Consider the following 14,626-nt stretch of genomic DNA (forward strand, 5'->3'; position numbering starts at 1 on the left):
CCGAGCGCTACCTCGCCGCCCTCGGCGAAGCCGCCGAACCCGCCACCGACGCCTCCCAGACACCCCAGGGCGCCGTCGCACTGTGACCGGCCCCGCCATCACCCAGGTCACCGACGACACCTTCGCGGCCGAGGTCCTCGACGCACCCGGTCCGGTGCTCGTGGACTTCTGGGCGCCCTGGTGCCAGCCGTGCCTCAAGCTCGCCCCCGTGCTCGCCGAGCTGGCCACCGACCTCGGTGACCGGCTACGGGTCGTCGCGCTCGACGTCGACGAGAACCCGGACACGACGCAGGCCTACGGGGTGGTCTCCCTCCCGACCATGGGCCTGTTCCGTGACGGGCAGCTCGTCACCACCCTGGTCGGGGCGCGCCCCAAGCCTGCGCTCGCCGCGGAGCTCGCCGCGCTCGTTCCCTGACACGCCGCACCGAGCACCCGGCGCGGCGGCGTAGCCTGAACCACGCGTTGCCGAGCGCACAGGAGGAGGCCACCCATGACGACACCCCACCAGCCCCACAGCGGTGAGGGCGCTGCCTCCGGCACGCGGCTCGACCCGTGGTTCAACTCCTACGCCGAGCGCGCCCACGGCATGCGGTCCTCGGAGATCCGCGCGTTGTTCGCCGTCGCCAGTCGGCCCGAGGTCGTCTCGCTGGCCGGTGGCATGCCCAACATCACCGGACTGCCGATCGACTTCCTCGCGGACATGACCGCGAAGCTGCTCCGTGAACGCGGGCCGGAAGCCCTCCAGTACGGCAGCGGCCAGGGTGAGGTCGGGATGCGTGAGCAGGTCGTGGAAGTCATGCGCTACGACCACGTCCACGCCCACCCCGACGACGTCGTCGTCACGACCGGCTCCCAGCAGGCGCTGGACCTCGTCACCCAGATCTTCATCGACCCGGGTGACGTCATCGTCGCCGAGGCACCGAGCTACGTGGGTGCCCTCGGCGTCTTCCGTGCGTACCAGGCGGATATCGTCCACGTCCCCATGGACGACGACGGGCTCGTCCCCGAGGAGCTCGAGCGCACCCTCCAGCGGCTCAAGTCGGAAGGTCGCCGGGTCAAGATGCTCTACACCGTCCCCAACTTCCACAACCCCGCCGGCGTGACCCTCGCCGAGGAGCGCCGGCCCCGCGTCGTGGAGATCTGCCGGCGCCACGGGGTGCTCATCCTCGAGGACAACCCCTACGGCCTGCTCGGTTTCGACGGCGACCCGATGCCCTCGCTCAAGAGCTACGACCCCGACGGCGTCGTCTACCTCGGGTCCTTCTCGAAGACCTTCGCGCCGGGCTACCGCGTGGGGTGGGCAGCGGCCCCCCACGCGGTCCGGGAGAAGCTCGTGCTGGCGAGCGAGGCGGCCATCCTGTCGCCGTCGCGCTTCAGCCAGCTGTCGATCACGTCCTACCTCCAGGCGTACGACTGGTACGGGCAGGTCAAGCAGTTCCGCGAGGAGTACCGCACGCGCCGCGACGCCATGATGGCCGCGCTCACCGAGTTCCTGCCCGAGGCGCGGTGGACCGTACCCGCCGGGGGCTTCTACACGTGGGTGACCCTGCCCCCGGGACTGGACGCCAAGGCGATGCTCCCTCGCGCGGTGACGAACCTCGTCGCCTACGTGTCCGGCACCGCCTTCTACGCGGACGGCCAAGGCGCCGACCACATGAGGCTGTCCTTCTGCTACCCGACCCCCGAGCGCATCCGCGAGGGCGTGCGTCGTCTCGCCGGCGTGGTCCGTGCCGAGCACGAGCTCGCCGAGATGTTCGGCACCGCCGGCCCGCGCACCAGGGACGGCCACCTCATCGATGCCCCGAGCCCGGACCAGGCCTGAGACGAGAGCTGAGACACCATGACCACCGACGGCACCGCACCCGACGACCCTCGAGTCCTCGTCCTGTCCGGAGGGCTCTCGCACGAGCGTGACGTGTCCCTGCGGTCCGGGCGGCGGGTGGCGCAGCTGCTCCGCGACGCCGGCCTCTCCGTCGAGATCCGGGACCTGGACAGTGAGCTGCTGCCCTACCTGGCGGAGTCACCACCGGACGTCGTCTTCCCGCTCGTCCACGGGTCCACCGGCGAGGACGGCTCGATCCGGGGCCTCCTCGAGCTCCTCGACATCCCCTACGTCGGCAGCACGTCCGGTCCGTGCCGCCTGGCGTCCCGCAAGCCGGTGGCCAAGGCCGTCGTCGCGGCCGCCGGGGTCGCCACGCCGGCGTTCGTCACCCTGCCCCGCGGACTGTTCCACGAGATCGGCTCGTCGGCCGTCCTGTCGTCCGCCGTCGAGGGCCTCGGCCTGCCGCTGGTGGTCAAGCCCGAGGACGGCGGCTCGGCACTCGGGGTCACCGTCGTCGAGTCGACGGCGGAGCTGCCCGACGCGATGGTGGCGTGCTTCTCCTACGGGGACGCCGCGCTGCTCGAGCGGGCGGTCGTCGGCACCGAGGTGGCCGTCTCCGTCATCGAGACCCCGGACGGACCCGTGGCGCTCCCGCCGGTGGAGGTCGTCACCGACGGCCCCTACGACTACGACGCCCGCTACAACGCTGGACGGACCGAGTACTTCGTGCCTGCGCGGCTCGACGAGGCGACAAGCCGCGCGGCGTGCGACACGGCGCTGGCGGCACACCGGGCGCTCGGGCTGCGTGACCTGTCGCGGTCCGACCTCATCATCGACGGCGAGGACACGCCCTGGTTCCTCGACATGAACGTCGCGCCCGGGATGACCGAGACGTCGCTGTTCCCGCAGGCAGCGCAGGCGTACGCAGCGCAGGGTGGACCGACCTTCACCGAGCTTGTCGTGTCCCTCGTCCGAGCCGCCGCTGCCCGCGCCTGAGCCCACCGAACCTCAGCGGGAGCCCGGCGCTGGCCGCGGCCGTGCGACTGCTACTGGAGTGAGGGCCGTTCGACGGTCGGGGCGAGGACCTCGAGGATGCGGTTGAGATCGTCAAGGCTGGCGAACTCGATGTTGATCTTCCCTTTGCGCTGCCCCATGCCGATCTTGACGCGCGTGTCGAACCGGTCGGAGAGCCGCGTGGCGAGCTCGTTGAGCTCTGCCGTGTGCGGCGTCGTCCGAGGCCTGCGCCGCATCTCAGGAGCCGTGGGCTCGTCGCCGAGTGCGATGATCTCCTCGGTGGTCCGCACGCTCAGGCCTTCGGCAACGATGCGCTGCGCGAGTCGTTCCATCGCGGCCGGGTCGGAGAGGCCGAGCAGCGCCCGTGCGTGGCCGGCGGACAGGATGCCGGCAGCCACCCGTCGCTGAACGAGCGGGGGCAGCTTGAGGAGCCGGAGGGTGTTGGAGATCTGGGGGCGGGAGCGTGCGATGCGCGACGCCAGCTCCTCGTGGGTGCAGGAGAAGTCCTCGAGCAGCTGCTGGTAGGCGGCCGCCTCCTCCAGCGGGTTGAGCTGCGCGCGGTGGAGGTTCTCGAGCAGCGCATCACGGAGCAGGTCGTCGTCCTCGACCTGCCGGACGATCGCCGGAACGGTCGTCGCACCGGCGAGCTGGGACGCCCGCCAGCGTCGCTCACCCATGATGAGCTCGTACGAAGCGTCCTCACCGTCGGGGAGCGGACGCACGACGATGGGCTGCAGCACCCCCACCTCACGGATCGAGGAGGCGAGCTCCTCCAGCTCCTCCTCGTCGAACACCTGCCGCGGCTGCCGACGGTTGGCCACGACCGCGTCGACGGGGACCTCTGCGAAGTAGGCGCCCGGCACCGGGGCGAGGTCCGAACTGGCATCCGGCTCGTCGGCAGCGGGCTCCGCAGTTGAGGTCTCGGGCTCGGTAGCAGGAGCGTCCTGCTTCTTCCGCGGGCTGATCGTGTCCTTCGGGATGGATGCCCGCTTGCGGCTCTTGGGTGCCGCCGGGGTCGCGCTGGTGCTCCGCGTGGCCGTTGCTGCAGCGCCGTTGCCCGACGCCGGCTTCGTTCCTGCCTCTGAGGAGGAGGCGGCTGCGGCCGCGCTGCGTTCGGCATGGGTGGTGGCGCGCTGGTCTGGGAAGAAGACGTCCACCGGTCGGCCTTCGACCGGGGCCGTGGGGATGAGCGCACCGAGTCCCTTGCCGAGCCCTCGTCGCTTCTCACTCATGGACTTCCTCCGAACTGTGCACTGCGGCCGTCTGCGGCTGTGGCTGGGAACTGGGTGACGGGCTCGGCGAGGCGCCGTCGGCGCCACGTGAGGCGATCTCCTGTGCCGCGGCCCGGTAGGCCAGCGCACCGGTCGAGCCGGGGTCGTAGGTCAGCACGGTCTGCCCGTACGACGGGGCTTCCGAGATCCTCACCGAGCGCGGGATCGCTGTGAGCAGCGTCTGCGTCGGGAAGTGCGTGCGGACCTCCTCCGCCACCTGCCGGGAGAGGTTCGTCCGCTTGTCGAACATCGTGAGCATTATCGTCGACACATGTAGAATTGGATTGAGGTGTCCGCGGATGAGCTCGATGTTGCGAAGTAGCTGGCTCAGGCCCTCGAGAGCGTAGTACTCCGACTGGATCGGGATGAGCACCTCACGGGCAGCGACAAAGGCATTGACCGTCAGCAGACCTAAACTTGGTGGACAGTCGATGAAGATGTAGTCATATCGCTCGTCTGCGCTCTGGCTGTCGAGGAGTGCTCCAATCGCATTCCTCAGTCGGTTCTCCCGCGCGACCATCGAGACCAGTTCGATCTCTGCACCGGAGAGGTCGATGGTTGCCGGCGCTCCGAAGAGGTGCTCCACATCGCCGCACGGCTGAATCACCTCAGCCAGCGGGACGTCGTCGATAAGGACGTCGTAGGTCGATGGTGTGCCGGCCTGGTGGGCAATGCCGAGGGCAGTGGAGGCGTTGCCCTGCGGGTCGTTGTCGATGACGAGGACCCGCAGGCCACCCGTGGCAAGCGCCGCCGCGAGGTTGACTGTGGTCGTCGTCTTTCCGACGCCGCCCTTCTGGTTGGCCACGGTGAGGACCCGGGTCTCGGCAGGGCGGGGGAACTGCTTGCCTTCGAGCTCGATGCGTCGACGCGCGTCCTCTGCCAGCTGTGCCGCCAACGGAGTGGACTCGTCGAAGGTCTGCAGCCCGCCGAGGACGTTCCGTGGGTCGCCACGGTGAGCGTGTACGCCGTCATGGTCCTCTGCAGAGGCCATAGCGTTGTCGTCCGCCTGTGTCACACCCACCCCTTGTATCGCCGATCTCCGCGAGCTCACCCAAGCCTAACCGCCTCGGTGCGTTTAACCCGACAGGCGCTCCGCGTGGTGTGGAAGCGGTCTCCGCGGATACGGACTGTGTTTTCAGGGCGGACTGTTTCACGTGAAACGGCGTACGCACGGCCGCCGCACGTCAGCAGAGCTGGCGTGGCCTCTGAGGGGAGCCAACTGGATTGCGAGGCGGAGGGCGTTGGTCCGAGACCTCTCCCGTTTCACGTGAAACATGGCCCCGATCGCCGCGGAAGTTGCGTTCCTAAGCGCCCCAGCTGTTGTTGCTGGTCGGCTCCGCGCCGCGACATTAGGCACACACCACAAGGTGCCAGACGCCGAACTCCGGGGAAGCCCCATGCGAAGCCGCGTCTAGGCGCCGACGTTCCACGTGAAACCTCGCGGCGTGCAACTCTGCCCTGTGGAACCATCGTGGCGCGCCGACGTTCCACGTGAAACTCCCCGCGTGCCATGACAATGCTGCTGGCAGTCGTCGATCGTGAACAGCACGCTGAGCAGTGCGGAATCCCAACGACACGGGGAGCGCCTGGAGCCGTGTCCAGGACGCGACTGCGCCGCACGAGCCAGCGGTGTCGGTCGAACTCTCTTCGGGTCAGGGCCGCTACAGCCGAGTGGGCCGGAAAGTTTCACGTGAAACAGCACCGCTTCGATTGCCTGACAGGCGAGGAGCCAGCCGACGGAGCGTGGATCTCTTGCGGCAATTGCTGCGGCCTTATGACGGTTCTCGTCGATGGCGATCTAGCGACTACTTTTGCTATAGCTGAGTCTCTCAGTCGCGCGGGTCACTGCGACGCGGATCAACCGAAGCGTTTCACGTGGAACCAACGCTGGCGTGGCGATCGGGGTGGACGGAGACGACCCGGGCTGCGTCGTGCTTCGCAGACGCCGGTCTGCCCGACTCATCTGGCCTGTACTACTGATCGCTCTCGACGTGCATCGTTAAGGCGAGCCAAGACCCGCCCTCCTTGTTTCACGTGAAACCCACGAACGGGTAACCGTCTAGCGACCTCGCTACGAGAGTTGGCCGCTCTAGCGAGCACGTGCAGCCGGCCTCCACACACTCCTCGACTATCCGGCTGCGACTAGACGGTAGCCGGCGAGCGTTATAGATAACTGCCGGCGAGGGTGGCCAGTACACCTCCGTTCGATCGGTTCACAAGCACGCATGCACCGGCCGCAACCAATCTCGGGCGGAAGACTCGGCTTACCGTATGGCGCTAGTTTCACGTGAAACCCGACCCGCGTGTCCGAGCATTGCCCTGAGCATATGAGGCATACGAGCTCGACCGGAGCGCTCGTGCGGATGGCGCGGCACTCAGAACACAGGGGCAGTTGCTGGCGCGAAGGACGCGAAGTGCAGCGACGGATCCAGGCTCTCGAGACGGTGCATATCCGCGACTCTGGCGTGGTTTCACGTGAAACCGCGCTCATCTCCGTGCCCTGGTGCGCCAATGACGGCCAGTGAAGTTGTGTGGCGAAGGGGACGCGCGCGTGGCTTCGGATCCGAAACTCTGACATCTGACGCCGGTCGACCGCCTCAGACCGGCCATCTGCCAGAGTCGACCGGCATGGTTTCACGTGGAACATCGATTCGTTCGCGCGCCCGACCTTCGACGTCATCGCCGCGCAGGGCTACGCATGGTTGGCCCGGCCATCAGCCGCAGGCATGATCGGCCGAGGGACGCTGGCGCACGCGGGTCCTTGCCGAGACGCCCTGCGCGCGGCACATGCGGGTCTAACTCCTACATGCGAGACAGGGGCGACTCGGACCACCGTGAACACTCACCGGCAGGGTTGGCGCTACCGCCTTCGCAACGCCCACCGCGGCCAGACTGGGAACACGTTTCACGTGAATCGCTCCGACGTCAGTCTCTCGCGCGCACTGCCTCGACGACTCGTGTGGGCTCCTCCGTACCGCCAACCACGACTTCGTGGACGGTCGTCTGCTGGAGACCATGCTTCCGAAGGACCTTGCGAGCGTCCTCCACCTCTTGCGCCGCGCGCTCTCCCTTGAGCGCAAGAAGACGTCCAGAGGGTGCGATCAACGGTCCGACCCAGGGAACGAGCTTGCGCAGCGCCGCGACCGCCCGCGCGCTCACGACGGCGAAGGAGTCGACACCATGCAGTTCCTCGGCCCGCGCTCGGTGCACCGTCACGTTCGAGATGGACAGCTGCTCCACCACATCGTTCAGCCAGGCAGTACGGCGCTCCATCGGTTCGATGAGGTGAACGTCGAGGTCTGGCCGCATCAGCGCAACCACAACACCCGGGAAGCCAGCACCTGAGCCCACGTCGGCGAGCCGCACATCACGGGGGACGAAACCGGCAACGGCGCTGGAGTTGAGCAGGTGCCGTGTCCACAGTCGCGGAAGCTCGCGGGGACCGATCAGACCACGGAGCTCACCCTCCGCCACCAACATGTCGGCGAAGCTGTCGACCCGAGGCCATGCGTCACCGAACACCTCGTGTGCCGCCGCCGGCGCCAGCTCCACCGCCTGCCCGGCGGACACCTCGTCGACCATCATCTACACCTGACGATTAGCCCGCGCTGATGACGACGTGCCGGTTGGGCTCGACTCCCTCGGAGTCGCTCATCAACCCGGCAGCAGCGACGACGTCGTGAACCACCTTGCGCTCGAACGGGTTCATCGGCTCGAGTGCGACGGTCTTAGCACCACCCTGGACCTTGGCGATCGCGTTCTCCGCAACAGCCGTGAGCTCGACCTTCCGCCGCCGGCGGTGACCGGCGATGTCCAGCATCAACCGGCTCCGCTCGCCCGTACGGGCCTGCACGGCCAAGCGAGTGAGCTCCTGCAATGCATCGAGCACCTCGCCGTCCTCGCCGACGAGGCGCTTGAGCCCCCGACCGCTGCCACCCTCAGTGACGATCTCTACCGAAGCGCGCCCATGGTCGATGGACAGGTCGATGTCGCCGTCGAGATCCGCGATGTCGAGGAGCTCCTCAAGGTAGTCGGCTGCGATCTCACCCTCCTCCTCGAGCCGCTTGACGGTCGCGGAAGGGGTTGCCCTGGTCGCAGACGACTCTGCAGCGGGAGTGACGGCCTCGTCGGCCTGGTCGGATGCCGGCACCACGTCTTGCTCGCTCACGGGATGTTCCTTCTCTCTCCGCCCGCCGAACGCCGGGCGCTTACAGGTCTGGACTACTTGCCGGAGTTACCCGGGCCCTTGCCGCTACGACGCTCGAGCTCGGCTCGCCGCTGAGCCGCCCGGCGTGCGTGTCGCTCGGCGGCACGCTGCTGGGGGGTCTTGCCGTCCTTCGGGCTGCCCGGCGTCGTCGGGCTCGTCCCCGCGTCGGCCTTGGCGGAGGTGTCCTCGGCCTGTTCCCCCGCCGCCGAGTCGGCACTCACCGCCGACGTGGCACTCGCACCGCTGAGGGCTTCCGGAGCAGCCTGCGCGCCGGTCACGGGCTTGCGCTGGCGGTCCTTGCGCTTGGGCTGGACGCGCTGACCACGCTGCACGGGACGCTCCGGCTCCGGGGGCTCGGGCAGCAGCTCCTCCACGGGGACACCCTTGCGGGCTGCCTTGCGCTCGAGCTTCGCGTGCTCCCGCTCCTTGAACCGCTTCTCGGCCTCTGATCCCGGTGCCGGCATACGGCGGATCGTGTAGAACTGCTGCCCCATCGTCCACAGGTTGGTGGTCAGCCAGTAGAGAAGCACACCGATCGGGAAGTAGACGCCGGAGAAGGCGAAGACCAACGGCAGGACGTACATGAGCATGCGCTGCTGGCGCGCCATCGGGTTGTCCAGCGCGCTCTGCGGCATGTTCTTCATCGTCAGCTGCCGCTGGGTGGTGAACGTCGTCACCGACATGAGGACGATGAGCACCGCGGTGAGAACTCGGACGCTGGCGGTCGCGCCCTCACCCAGGAATGACTGCGAGAGGCGCGCACCGAGGAGCGTGGCGTCCAGGAACTGGGACGCCGCTGCCTGGTCGATGGGGCCCAGCGGCTGACCGTCACGGTAGGTCCCGTCGGCGATCTGCGGCATGGAGTACAGGACGCGGAAGAGCGCGAAAAAGATCGGCGACTGCGCCAGGATGGGCAGGCACGAGGAGAACGGGTTGGTCCCGTGCTTCTTGTACAGCGCCATCATCTCTTCCTGCATCTGCTGACGCGATGCAGGGTCGTTCTTGCCCTTGTACTTCTTCTGGAGCTTCTGCATCTCGGGCTGCAGCACCTGCATGCCCCGTGATGCCTTGATCTGCTTGAAGAAGAGGGGGATGAGCAGGATGCGCATGACGACGGTGAGACCCACGATGGACAACGCCCAGGACCAGCCACTCGTCGGGTCCAGCCCGATGAAGGTCCACATCTCGTGGAAGAGGTGCAGGATCCAGGCGACGACCCACTTGATGGGGAAGAGAATCGTGTCAAAAGCACCCATGCGGGCTGTCTCCTAGAGGTCTTCCGGCGCGTTGTTCCTCCGCGCCCCACTGGCGGCTGTACCGAGGGTACGTCCTTGCACGTCCCTCCTGGACCACGGAAGGGCGTCGTTCTCACCCGGAACGTGGTCGACCCCGCCCTCGGTCCACGGGTTGCAGCGCAGCAACCGCCACGCGGCGAGCGCGCTGCCCCGCAGTGCGCCGTGCCGCTGTAGGGCGGTCAGTGCGTAGGCGGAGCACGAGGGGTAGTAGCGACAGCTGGGGCCGAACCAGGGCGACACGATCAGCTGGTACCCGCGGACGAGCAGCCCCAGCGCCTTGCCGGCGAGCCGTCCGGGTGCCGTGCTCATCGCCTCGCCCGCCGCCGTGCGCGGTCGAGTGCGACGCCGAGGTCACCGGCGAGCTCGGCGCTCGACGCTCCGGACGCGGCGGGCAGTGCCCGGACGACGAGCTTCTCCCCGTCGTGCAGCTCGCCGATCCGACTGGAGAGCAGCCCCCGGAGGCGCCGCTTCACACGGTTGCGTTCGACGGCGTTACCCACCGCCTTGGACACGACCAGGCCTGCGAGCGGCGTGTGTGCCGGACCTGTGCCGTCCGCCCCACTGAGGTGGACGACGAGGCGGCGAGTGCCGCTGCGGGCGCCACCGCGCACCGCGTCGGTGAAGTCATCTGACCGACGCATACGGTGCTGCGGGGGCAGCACCGGTCAGGCCGAGAGCTTGCTGCGACCCTTACGGCGACGGGCGCTGAGGATCGAGCGCCCGGCGCGGGTGCGCATGCGCAGCCGGAAGCCGTGCACCTTGGCACGCTTCCGGTTGTTCGGCTGGAAAGTCCGCTTGCTCACGGCAGTACTCCAAAACGTTGGTGGTGTTCATCCGTGCTGCCCTGGGCAGCAGATGCGCGGCCCAGCCGCTCCTCCGCATGAAGCTGGCGTTCAGGCACCACGGAAGAGCCGTCACGACGGCTTCGTCACGATACGCGAGGCCGGGATCGCCGGTCAATCCGGGGCCGTGGATGTGCGACTATGCCGTCGCTCACGCCATTCTGCACATCTGTGGATATCTATGTGGATCGCGGGGCGAGGTGCGACACTCGGGAGTGCCCTGATCCCTGCTCGAGAGGACCGCTGTGCCCGAGAACGACGACATCACCGACATCTGGGCGCGTGCGGTCGAGATCCTGACGGAGAACGGTGACATCGGCGGCGCGCAGCGCGCCTTCATCCGGCTCACGCGCCCACTGGGGGCGGTCGACGGCACCCTGCTGCTCGCCGTGCCGAGCGACTTCGCCAAGGACTTCCTCGAGAGCCGCGCCCGGGTCGGTCTGACCGAGGCACTGACCGAGGCCTCGGGCTCCCCGGTCCGCTTCGCCGTCACCGTCGACCCGACACTCGAGGAGAACTCGCCCCGGGTGCCGAGCGCGGACACTCCCGACGACGCACCCCCGCCCCCGCCGTCCCCGCAGCAGACCCGGGCGACCGCCCAGCGTCACGCCGCGGCCGAGGCGGACGCCGCACGGCTCAACCCGAAGTACACCTTCGAGACGTTCGTCATCGGCTCGAGCAACCGCTTCGCCCACGCCGCGGCCACCGCGGTCGCCGAGTCGCCCGCCCGCGCGTACAACCCGCTGTTCATCTACGGCGGCTCCGGCCTGGGCAAGACCCACCTGCTCCACGCCATCGGGTACTACGCCCGCAGCCTCGACCCGAGCGTACGAGTGCGGTACGTCAACTCCGAGGAGTTCACCAACGACTTCATCAACTCCATCCGGGACGACAAGGCAGAAGCCTTCCAGCGTCGCTACCGGGAGGTCGACGTGCTGCTGGTCGACGACATCCAGTTCCTCCAGGGCAAGGAACAGACGATGGAGGAGTTCTTCCACACCTTCAACACGTTGCACAACGCCAACAAGCAGGTCGTCATCACCTCCGACCTCGCGCCGAAGCAGCTCAACGGCTTCGAGGACCGGATGCGTTCGCGATTCGAGTGGGGGCTGCTCACCGACGTCCAGCCGCCGGACCTCGAGACGCGGATCGCCATCCTGCGCAAGAAGGCGAACAACGAGAACCTCGAGATCGACGACGCGGTCCTGTCCTACATCGCCTCACGGATCTCGACGAACATCCGTGAGCTCGAGGGTGCCCTCATCCGGGTGACGGCATTCGCAAACCTGAACAGGCAGCCGGTCGACGAGTCGCTCGCGGTCATGGTCCTCAAGGACTTCATCACCGACACGGACGGCGAGGACATCACCCCGACCCTGATCATGGGCCAGACCGCCGACTACTTCTCGGTCTCGATCGATGCCCTGTGCAGCCCTGACCGCTCCCGGGTCCTCGTCAACGCCCGGCAGATCGCGATGTACCTGTGCCGCGAGCTCACCGAGCTGTCACTGCCCAAGATCGGCCAGCTCTTCGGCGGCCGCGACCACACGACGGTCATGCACGCCAACCGCAAGATCCGCGAGCAGATGGCCGAGAAGCGCTCGACCTTCAACCAGGTCACCGAACTCACGAACCGCATCAAGCAGAAGGCGCGGACCGGAGGTTAGGCCCGCCGGCGGGTCAGCCACAGGTCTTGCGCGAGCAACGCCCTTTGCAGTACTGCCGAATGCACAGCTGTGGACAAACCTGTGGATTGGCGTGGACATCGTCATCGTGTCGGTGGACAGACCATCCACGAGCAGTGGACGGCGGCGGAGGGGATCTCAAGAATCCACGGCGGCACCACCTTTCCCCCAGGTCCGTCCGCACGACTCCCCACAGCCCGCCGGCGTCGCTGACCTGCACGATCGACGGCTCTCCACAGTGTCCACAGCCCCTATGACGATGACGAGACCTTTCATCCAGATGGCCTGTGAACAACAACAACCACATCGAGCAGGGCATCCAGTCGCCACCGAGGGACCGCTCCACTCGCGTAAGGTTTCTCGTGCGCAGCAGCAGGCGCTGCGCCGCCATGCTCCGAGAGAGGTCAAACAATCGTGAAGCTCAGGGTCGAACGGGACGTCCTCGCCGAGGCCGTCGCCTGGACAGCTCGTTCCCTTCCGGCGCGCCCACCGGTCCCGGTCCTGGCCGGGGTTCGACTCGAGGCGAGCAGTGAGGGCTCCCTGACCCTGTCGACCTTCGACTACGACGTCTCGGCCCGGTCCACCGTCCCGGCAGCGGTCGAGGAGCAAGGTGTCGTCCTCGTCTCCGGGCGACTTCTCGCGGACATCGCCAAGTCCCTGCCCGCCAAGCCGGTGGACCTCACGCTCGACGGGACCAAGGTCGTCCTTCGCTGCGGAGCGAGCCGCTTCACGCTGCTGACGATGCCGGTCGAGGACTACCCGGCGCTGCCGGAGATGCCGGACCTGTCCGGGACTATCGACGCCGATGTCCTCACCGAGGCCGTGGCACAGGTGAGCATCGCAGCGAGCCGTGACGAGACGCTGCCGCTGCTCACCGGCGTCCGGGTGGAGATCGAGGGCGAGAAGCTCACCCTCATGGCCACCGACCGCTACCGCCTGGCACTGCGGGAGATCAGCTGGCACCCCGCGTCCCCGGCGTTCTCCGCGGTCGCCCTCGTCCGTGCCCGCACGCTGTCCGACGTCGCGAAGTCGCTCACCAGTGCGGGAAGCGTCGACGTCGCGCTCGGCAACGAGTCGTCCGCCTCCCTCATCGGCTTCGCCGCCGGCGGCCGGCAGACCACGTCGCTGCTCGTCGAGGGTGACTACCCGCCGGTGCGTCGCCTCTTCCCGGACGAGACCACCACTCATGCCGTCGTCGCGACCGCACCGCTCGTCGAGGCAGCTCGGCGTGTCTCCCTCGTGGCGGAACGCAACACCCCGATCCGGTTGAGCTTCTCCGAGGGGCAGGTCATCCTCGAGGCCGGCCAGGGCGAGGACGCCCAGGCGTCCGAGGCGCTCGAGGCCACTCTCGTCGGCGAGGACATCGTCACCGCGTTCAACCCCCACTACCTGCTCGACGGCCTTGGTGCGCTCACCACCGACTTCGCCCGGCTGTCCTTCACCCACCCGAGCAAGCCGGCGATCCTCACCGGGCAGGGAAGCGCCGAGGGCGAGAGCGAGGAGGAGTTCCGCTACCTCCTCATGCCCATCCGATTCGCCGGGTAGCGGAGCGCCGGGTACGTTCGCAGGAGCCGTCCACGAGAGGAGCAGACATGCACATCGGCATGGTTGGTCTCGGTCGGATGGGCGGGAACATGCGCGCCCGCATCGAGTCCGCGGGTCACACGGTCATCGGGTACGACACGAACCCCGAGATCAGCGACGTGCCCTCGATCGCCGAGCTTGTCGCCGCGCTGCCCGAGGCCGGGCGCGTCGTGTGGATCATGGTCCCGGCCGGTCAGCCGACACGTTCGGTCATCGAGGAGCTCGCCGAGCGGCTCGGCGAGGGCGACCTCGTCATCGAGGGCGGCAACTCCTACTACCGCGACGACCAGGACAACGCCGCGATGCTCGCCGAGCGCGGAATCGGGTACCTCGACGCCGGTATCTCCGGCGGTGTGTGGGGCCGGGAGTACGGCTACGGCACGATGGTCGGCGGCAGTCCCGAGGACGTCGAGCGGGTCATGCCGATCTTCGACGCCCTTCGTCCCGAGGGCCCGCGCGAGGAGGGGTTCGTCCACGCGGGTCCCGTCGGGGCGGGGCACTTCACCAAGATGGTCCACAACGGCATCGAGTACGGCCTCATGCAGGCCTACGCCGAGGGCTACGAGATCATCGCCTCACGCTCCGACCTCGTCCCCGACGTCGCCGCGGTGCTCCGTGCCTGGCAGCGCGGCACGGTCGTGCGCTCCTGGCTCCTCGAGCTGCTCGTCGACGCGCTCGAGGACGACCCGGGTTTCGCGGGGATCGACGACTACGCCGCCGACTCGGGCGAGGGCCGCTGGACGCTGGAGGAGGCGATCGACAACGCCGTGCCCGCCCCCACGATCGCGGCCGCTCTCTTCGCCCGCTTCGCCTCCCGGCAGGAGCAGTCTCCGGCGATGAAGGCGATCGCTGCACTGCGCGAGGAGTTCGGGGGCCACGCGACCCGACGCGCCGACGAGCGCTGAG

General features: G+C 68.2%; 14 protein-coding genes. 6 read left to right on the forward strand and 8 right to left on the reverse strand.

Going from position 1 to position 14,626, the window contains the following annotated elements; all coding sequences use genetic code 11:
• Positions 1-82: 82 nt before the first annotated feature.
• The 3 genes from trxA (at position 83) to VR894_RS04590 (ending at position 2,818) form a co-directional block, all read left to right on the forward strand.
• Positions 83-415 carry a thioredoxin gene (trxA, locus tag VR894_RS04580; RefSeq protein ID WP_324650168.1) on the forward strand — a complete coding sequence of 111 codons (333 nt, stop codon included), beginning with the start codon at positions 83-85 and terminating at the stop codon, positions 413-415.
• A gap of 75 nt (positions 416-490) precedes the next feature.
• A complete protein-coding gene (locus tag VR894_RS04585) occupies positions 491-1,822 on the forward strand; it encodes a PLP-dependent aminotransferase family protein (protein WP_324650169.1) in 1,332 nt (443 codons plus the stop codon).
• Between the two features lie 18 nt (positions 1,823-1,840).
• Complete coding sequence (locus VR894_RS04590) at positions 1,841-2,818, forward strand: D-alanine--D-alanine ligase (protein ID WP_324650170.1); 978 nt, start codon at positions 1,841-1,843, stop codon at positions 2,816-2,818.
• A gap of 50 nt (positions 2,819-2,868) precedes the next feature.
• Here the strand turns inward: VR894_RS04590 and VR894_RS04595 are convergent, their stop codons facing one another.
• The 8 genes from VR894_RS04595 to rpmH form a co-directional block, all read right to left on the reverse strand.
• Complete coding sequence (locus tag VR894_RS04595) at positions 2,869-4,068, reverse strand: ParB/RepB/Spo0J family partition protein (protein ID WP_324650171.1); 1,200 nt, start codon at positions 4,066-4,068, stop codon at positions 2,869-2,871.
• Positions 4,061-5,122 (reverse strand): ParA family protein, encoded by a 1,062-nt coding sequence (locus VR894_RS04600; protein ID WP_324650172.1) that lies wholly within the window; start codon positions 5,120-5,122, stop codon positions 4,061-4,063. The genes VR894_RS04595 and VR894_RS04600 overlap by 8 nt, the downstream gene beginning before the upstream one ends.
• A gap of 1,910 nt (positions 5,123-7,032) precedes the next feature.
• Positions 7,033-7,689 carry a 16S rRNA (guanine(527)-N(7))-methyltransferase RsmG gene (rsmG, locus tag VR894_RS04605; protein WP_324650173.1) on the reverse strand — a complete coding sequence of 219 codons (657 nt, stop codon included), beginning with the start codon at positions 7,687-7,689 and terminating at the stop codon, positions 7,033-7,035.
• A 16-nt stretch (positions 7,690-7,705) separates the two neighbouring features.
• A complete protein-coding gene (locus VR894_RS04610) occupies positions 7,706-8,149 on the reverse strand; it encodes a protein jag (protein ID WP_324650514.1) in 444 nt (147 codons plus the stop codon).
• Between the two features lie 179 nt (positions 8,150-8,328).
• Positions 8,329-9,570 (reverse strand): membrane protein insertase YidC, encoded by a 1,242-nt coding sequence (gene yidC, locus VR894_RS04615; protein WP_324650174.1) that lies wholly within the window; start codon positions 9,568-9,570, stop codon positions 8,329-8,331.
• 12 nt (positions 9,571-9,582) lie between these two features.
• Complete coding sequence (yidD, locus tag VR894_RS04620) at positions 9,583-9,918, reverse strand: membrane protein insertion efficiency factor YidD (RefSeq protein WP_324650175.1); 336 nt, start codon at positions 9,916-9,918, stop codon at positions 9,583-9,585.
• A complete protein-coding gene (rnpA, locus tag VR894_RS04625) occupies positions 9,915-10,250 on the reverse strand; it encodes a ribonuclease P protein component (protein ID WP_324650176.1) in 336 nt (111 codons plus the stop codon). The genes yidD and rnpA overlap by 4 nt, the downstream gene beginning before the upstream one ends.
• A gap of 24 nt (positions 10,251-10,274) precedes the next feature.
• The gene (rpmH, locus tag VR894_RS04630) at positions 10,275-10,412 is read right to left on the reverse strand and encodes a 50S ribosomal protein L34 (RefSeq protein WP_324650177.1); all 138 of its coding nucleotides are present in this window, start codon (positions 10,410-10,412) and stop codon (positions 10,275-10,277) included.
• 284 nt (positions 10,413-10,696) lie between these two features.
• On the opposite strand from rpmH, the gene dnaA reads away from it, so the two are divergent.
• From dnaA to gnd, 3 genes are all read left to right on the forward strand, one after another.
• The gene (dnaA, locus tag VR894_RS04635) at positions 10,697-12,118 is read left to right on the forward strand and encodes a chromosomal replication initiator protein DnaA (protein WP_324650178.1); all 1,422 of its coding nucleotides are present in this window, start codon (positions 10,697-10,699) and stop codon (positions 12,116-12,118) included.
• Between the two features lie 432 nt (positions 12,119-12,550).
• Entirely contained in the window at positions 12,551-13,681 is a 1,131-nt protein-coding gene (dnaN, locus tag VR894_RS04640) for a DNA polymerase III subunit beta (protein WP_324650179.1), read from the forward strand.
• Positions 13,669-14,625: a phosphogluconate dehydrogenase (NAD(+)-dependent, decarboxylating) gene (gene gnd / locus VR894_RS04645; protein ID WP_324650515.1), complete on the forward strand. Its 957-nt coding sequence runs from the start codon at positions 13,669-13,671 to the stop codon at positions 14,623-14,625. Before dnaN ends, gnd begins: the two co-directional genes overlap by 13 nt.
• Position 14,626: the final 1 nt, after the last annotated feature.

The sequence above is a fragment of the Georgenia sp. H159 genome, assembly GCF_035607575.1.
In the GTDB taxonomy this organism is placed as follows: Bacteria; Actinomycetota; Actinomycetes; order Actinomycetales; family Actinomycetaceae; genus Oceanitalea.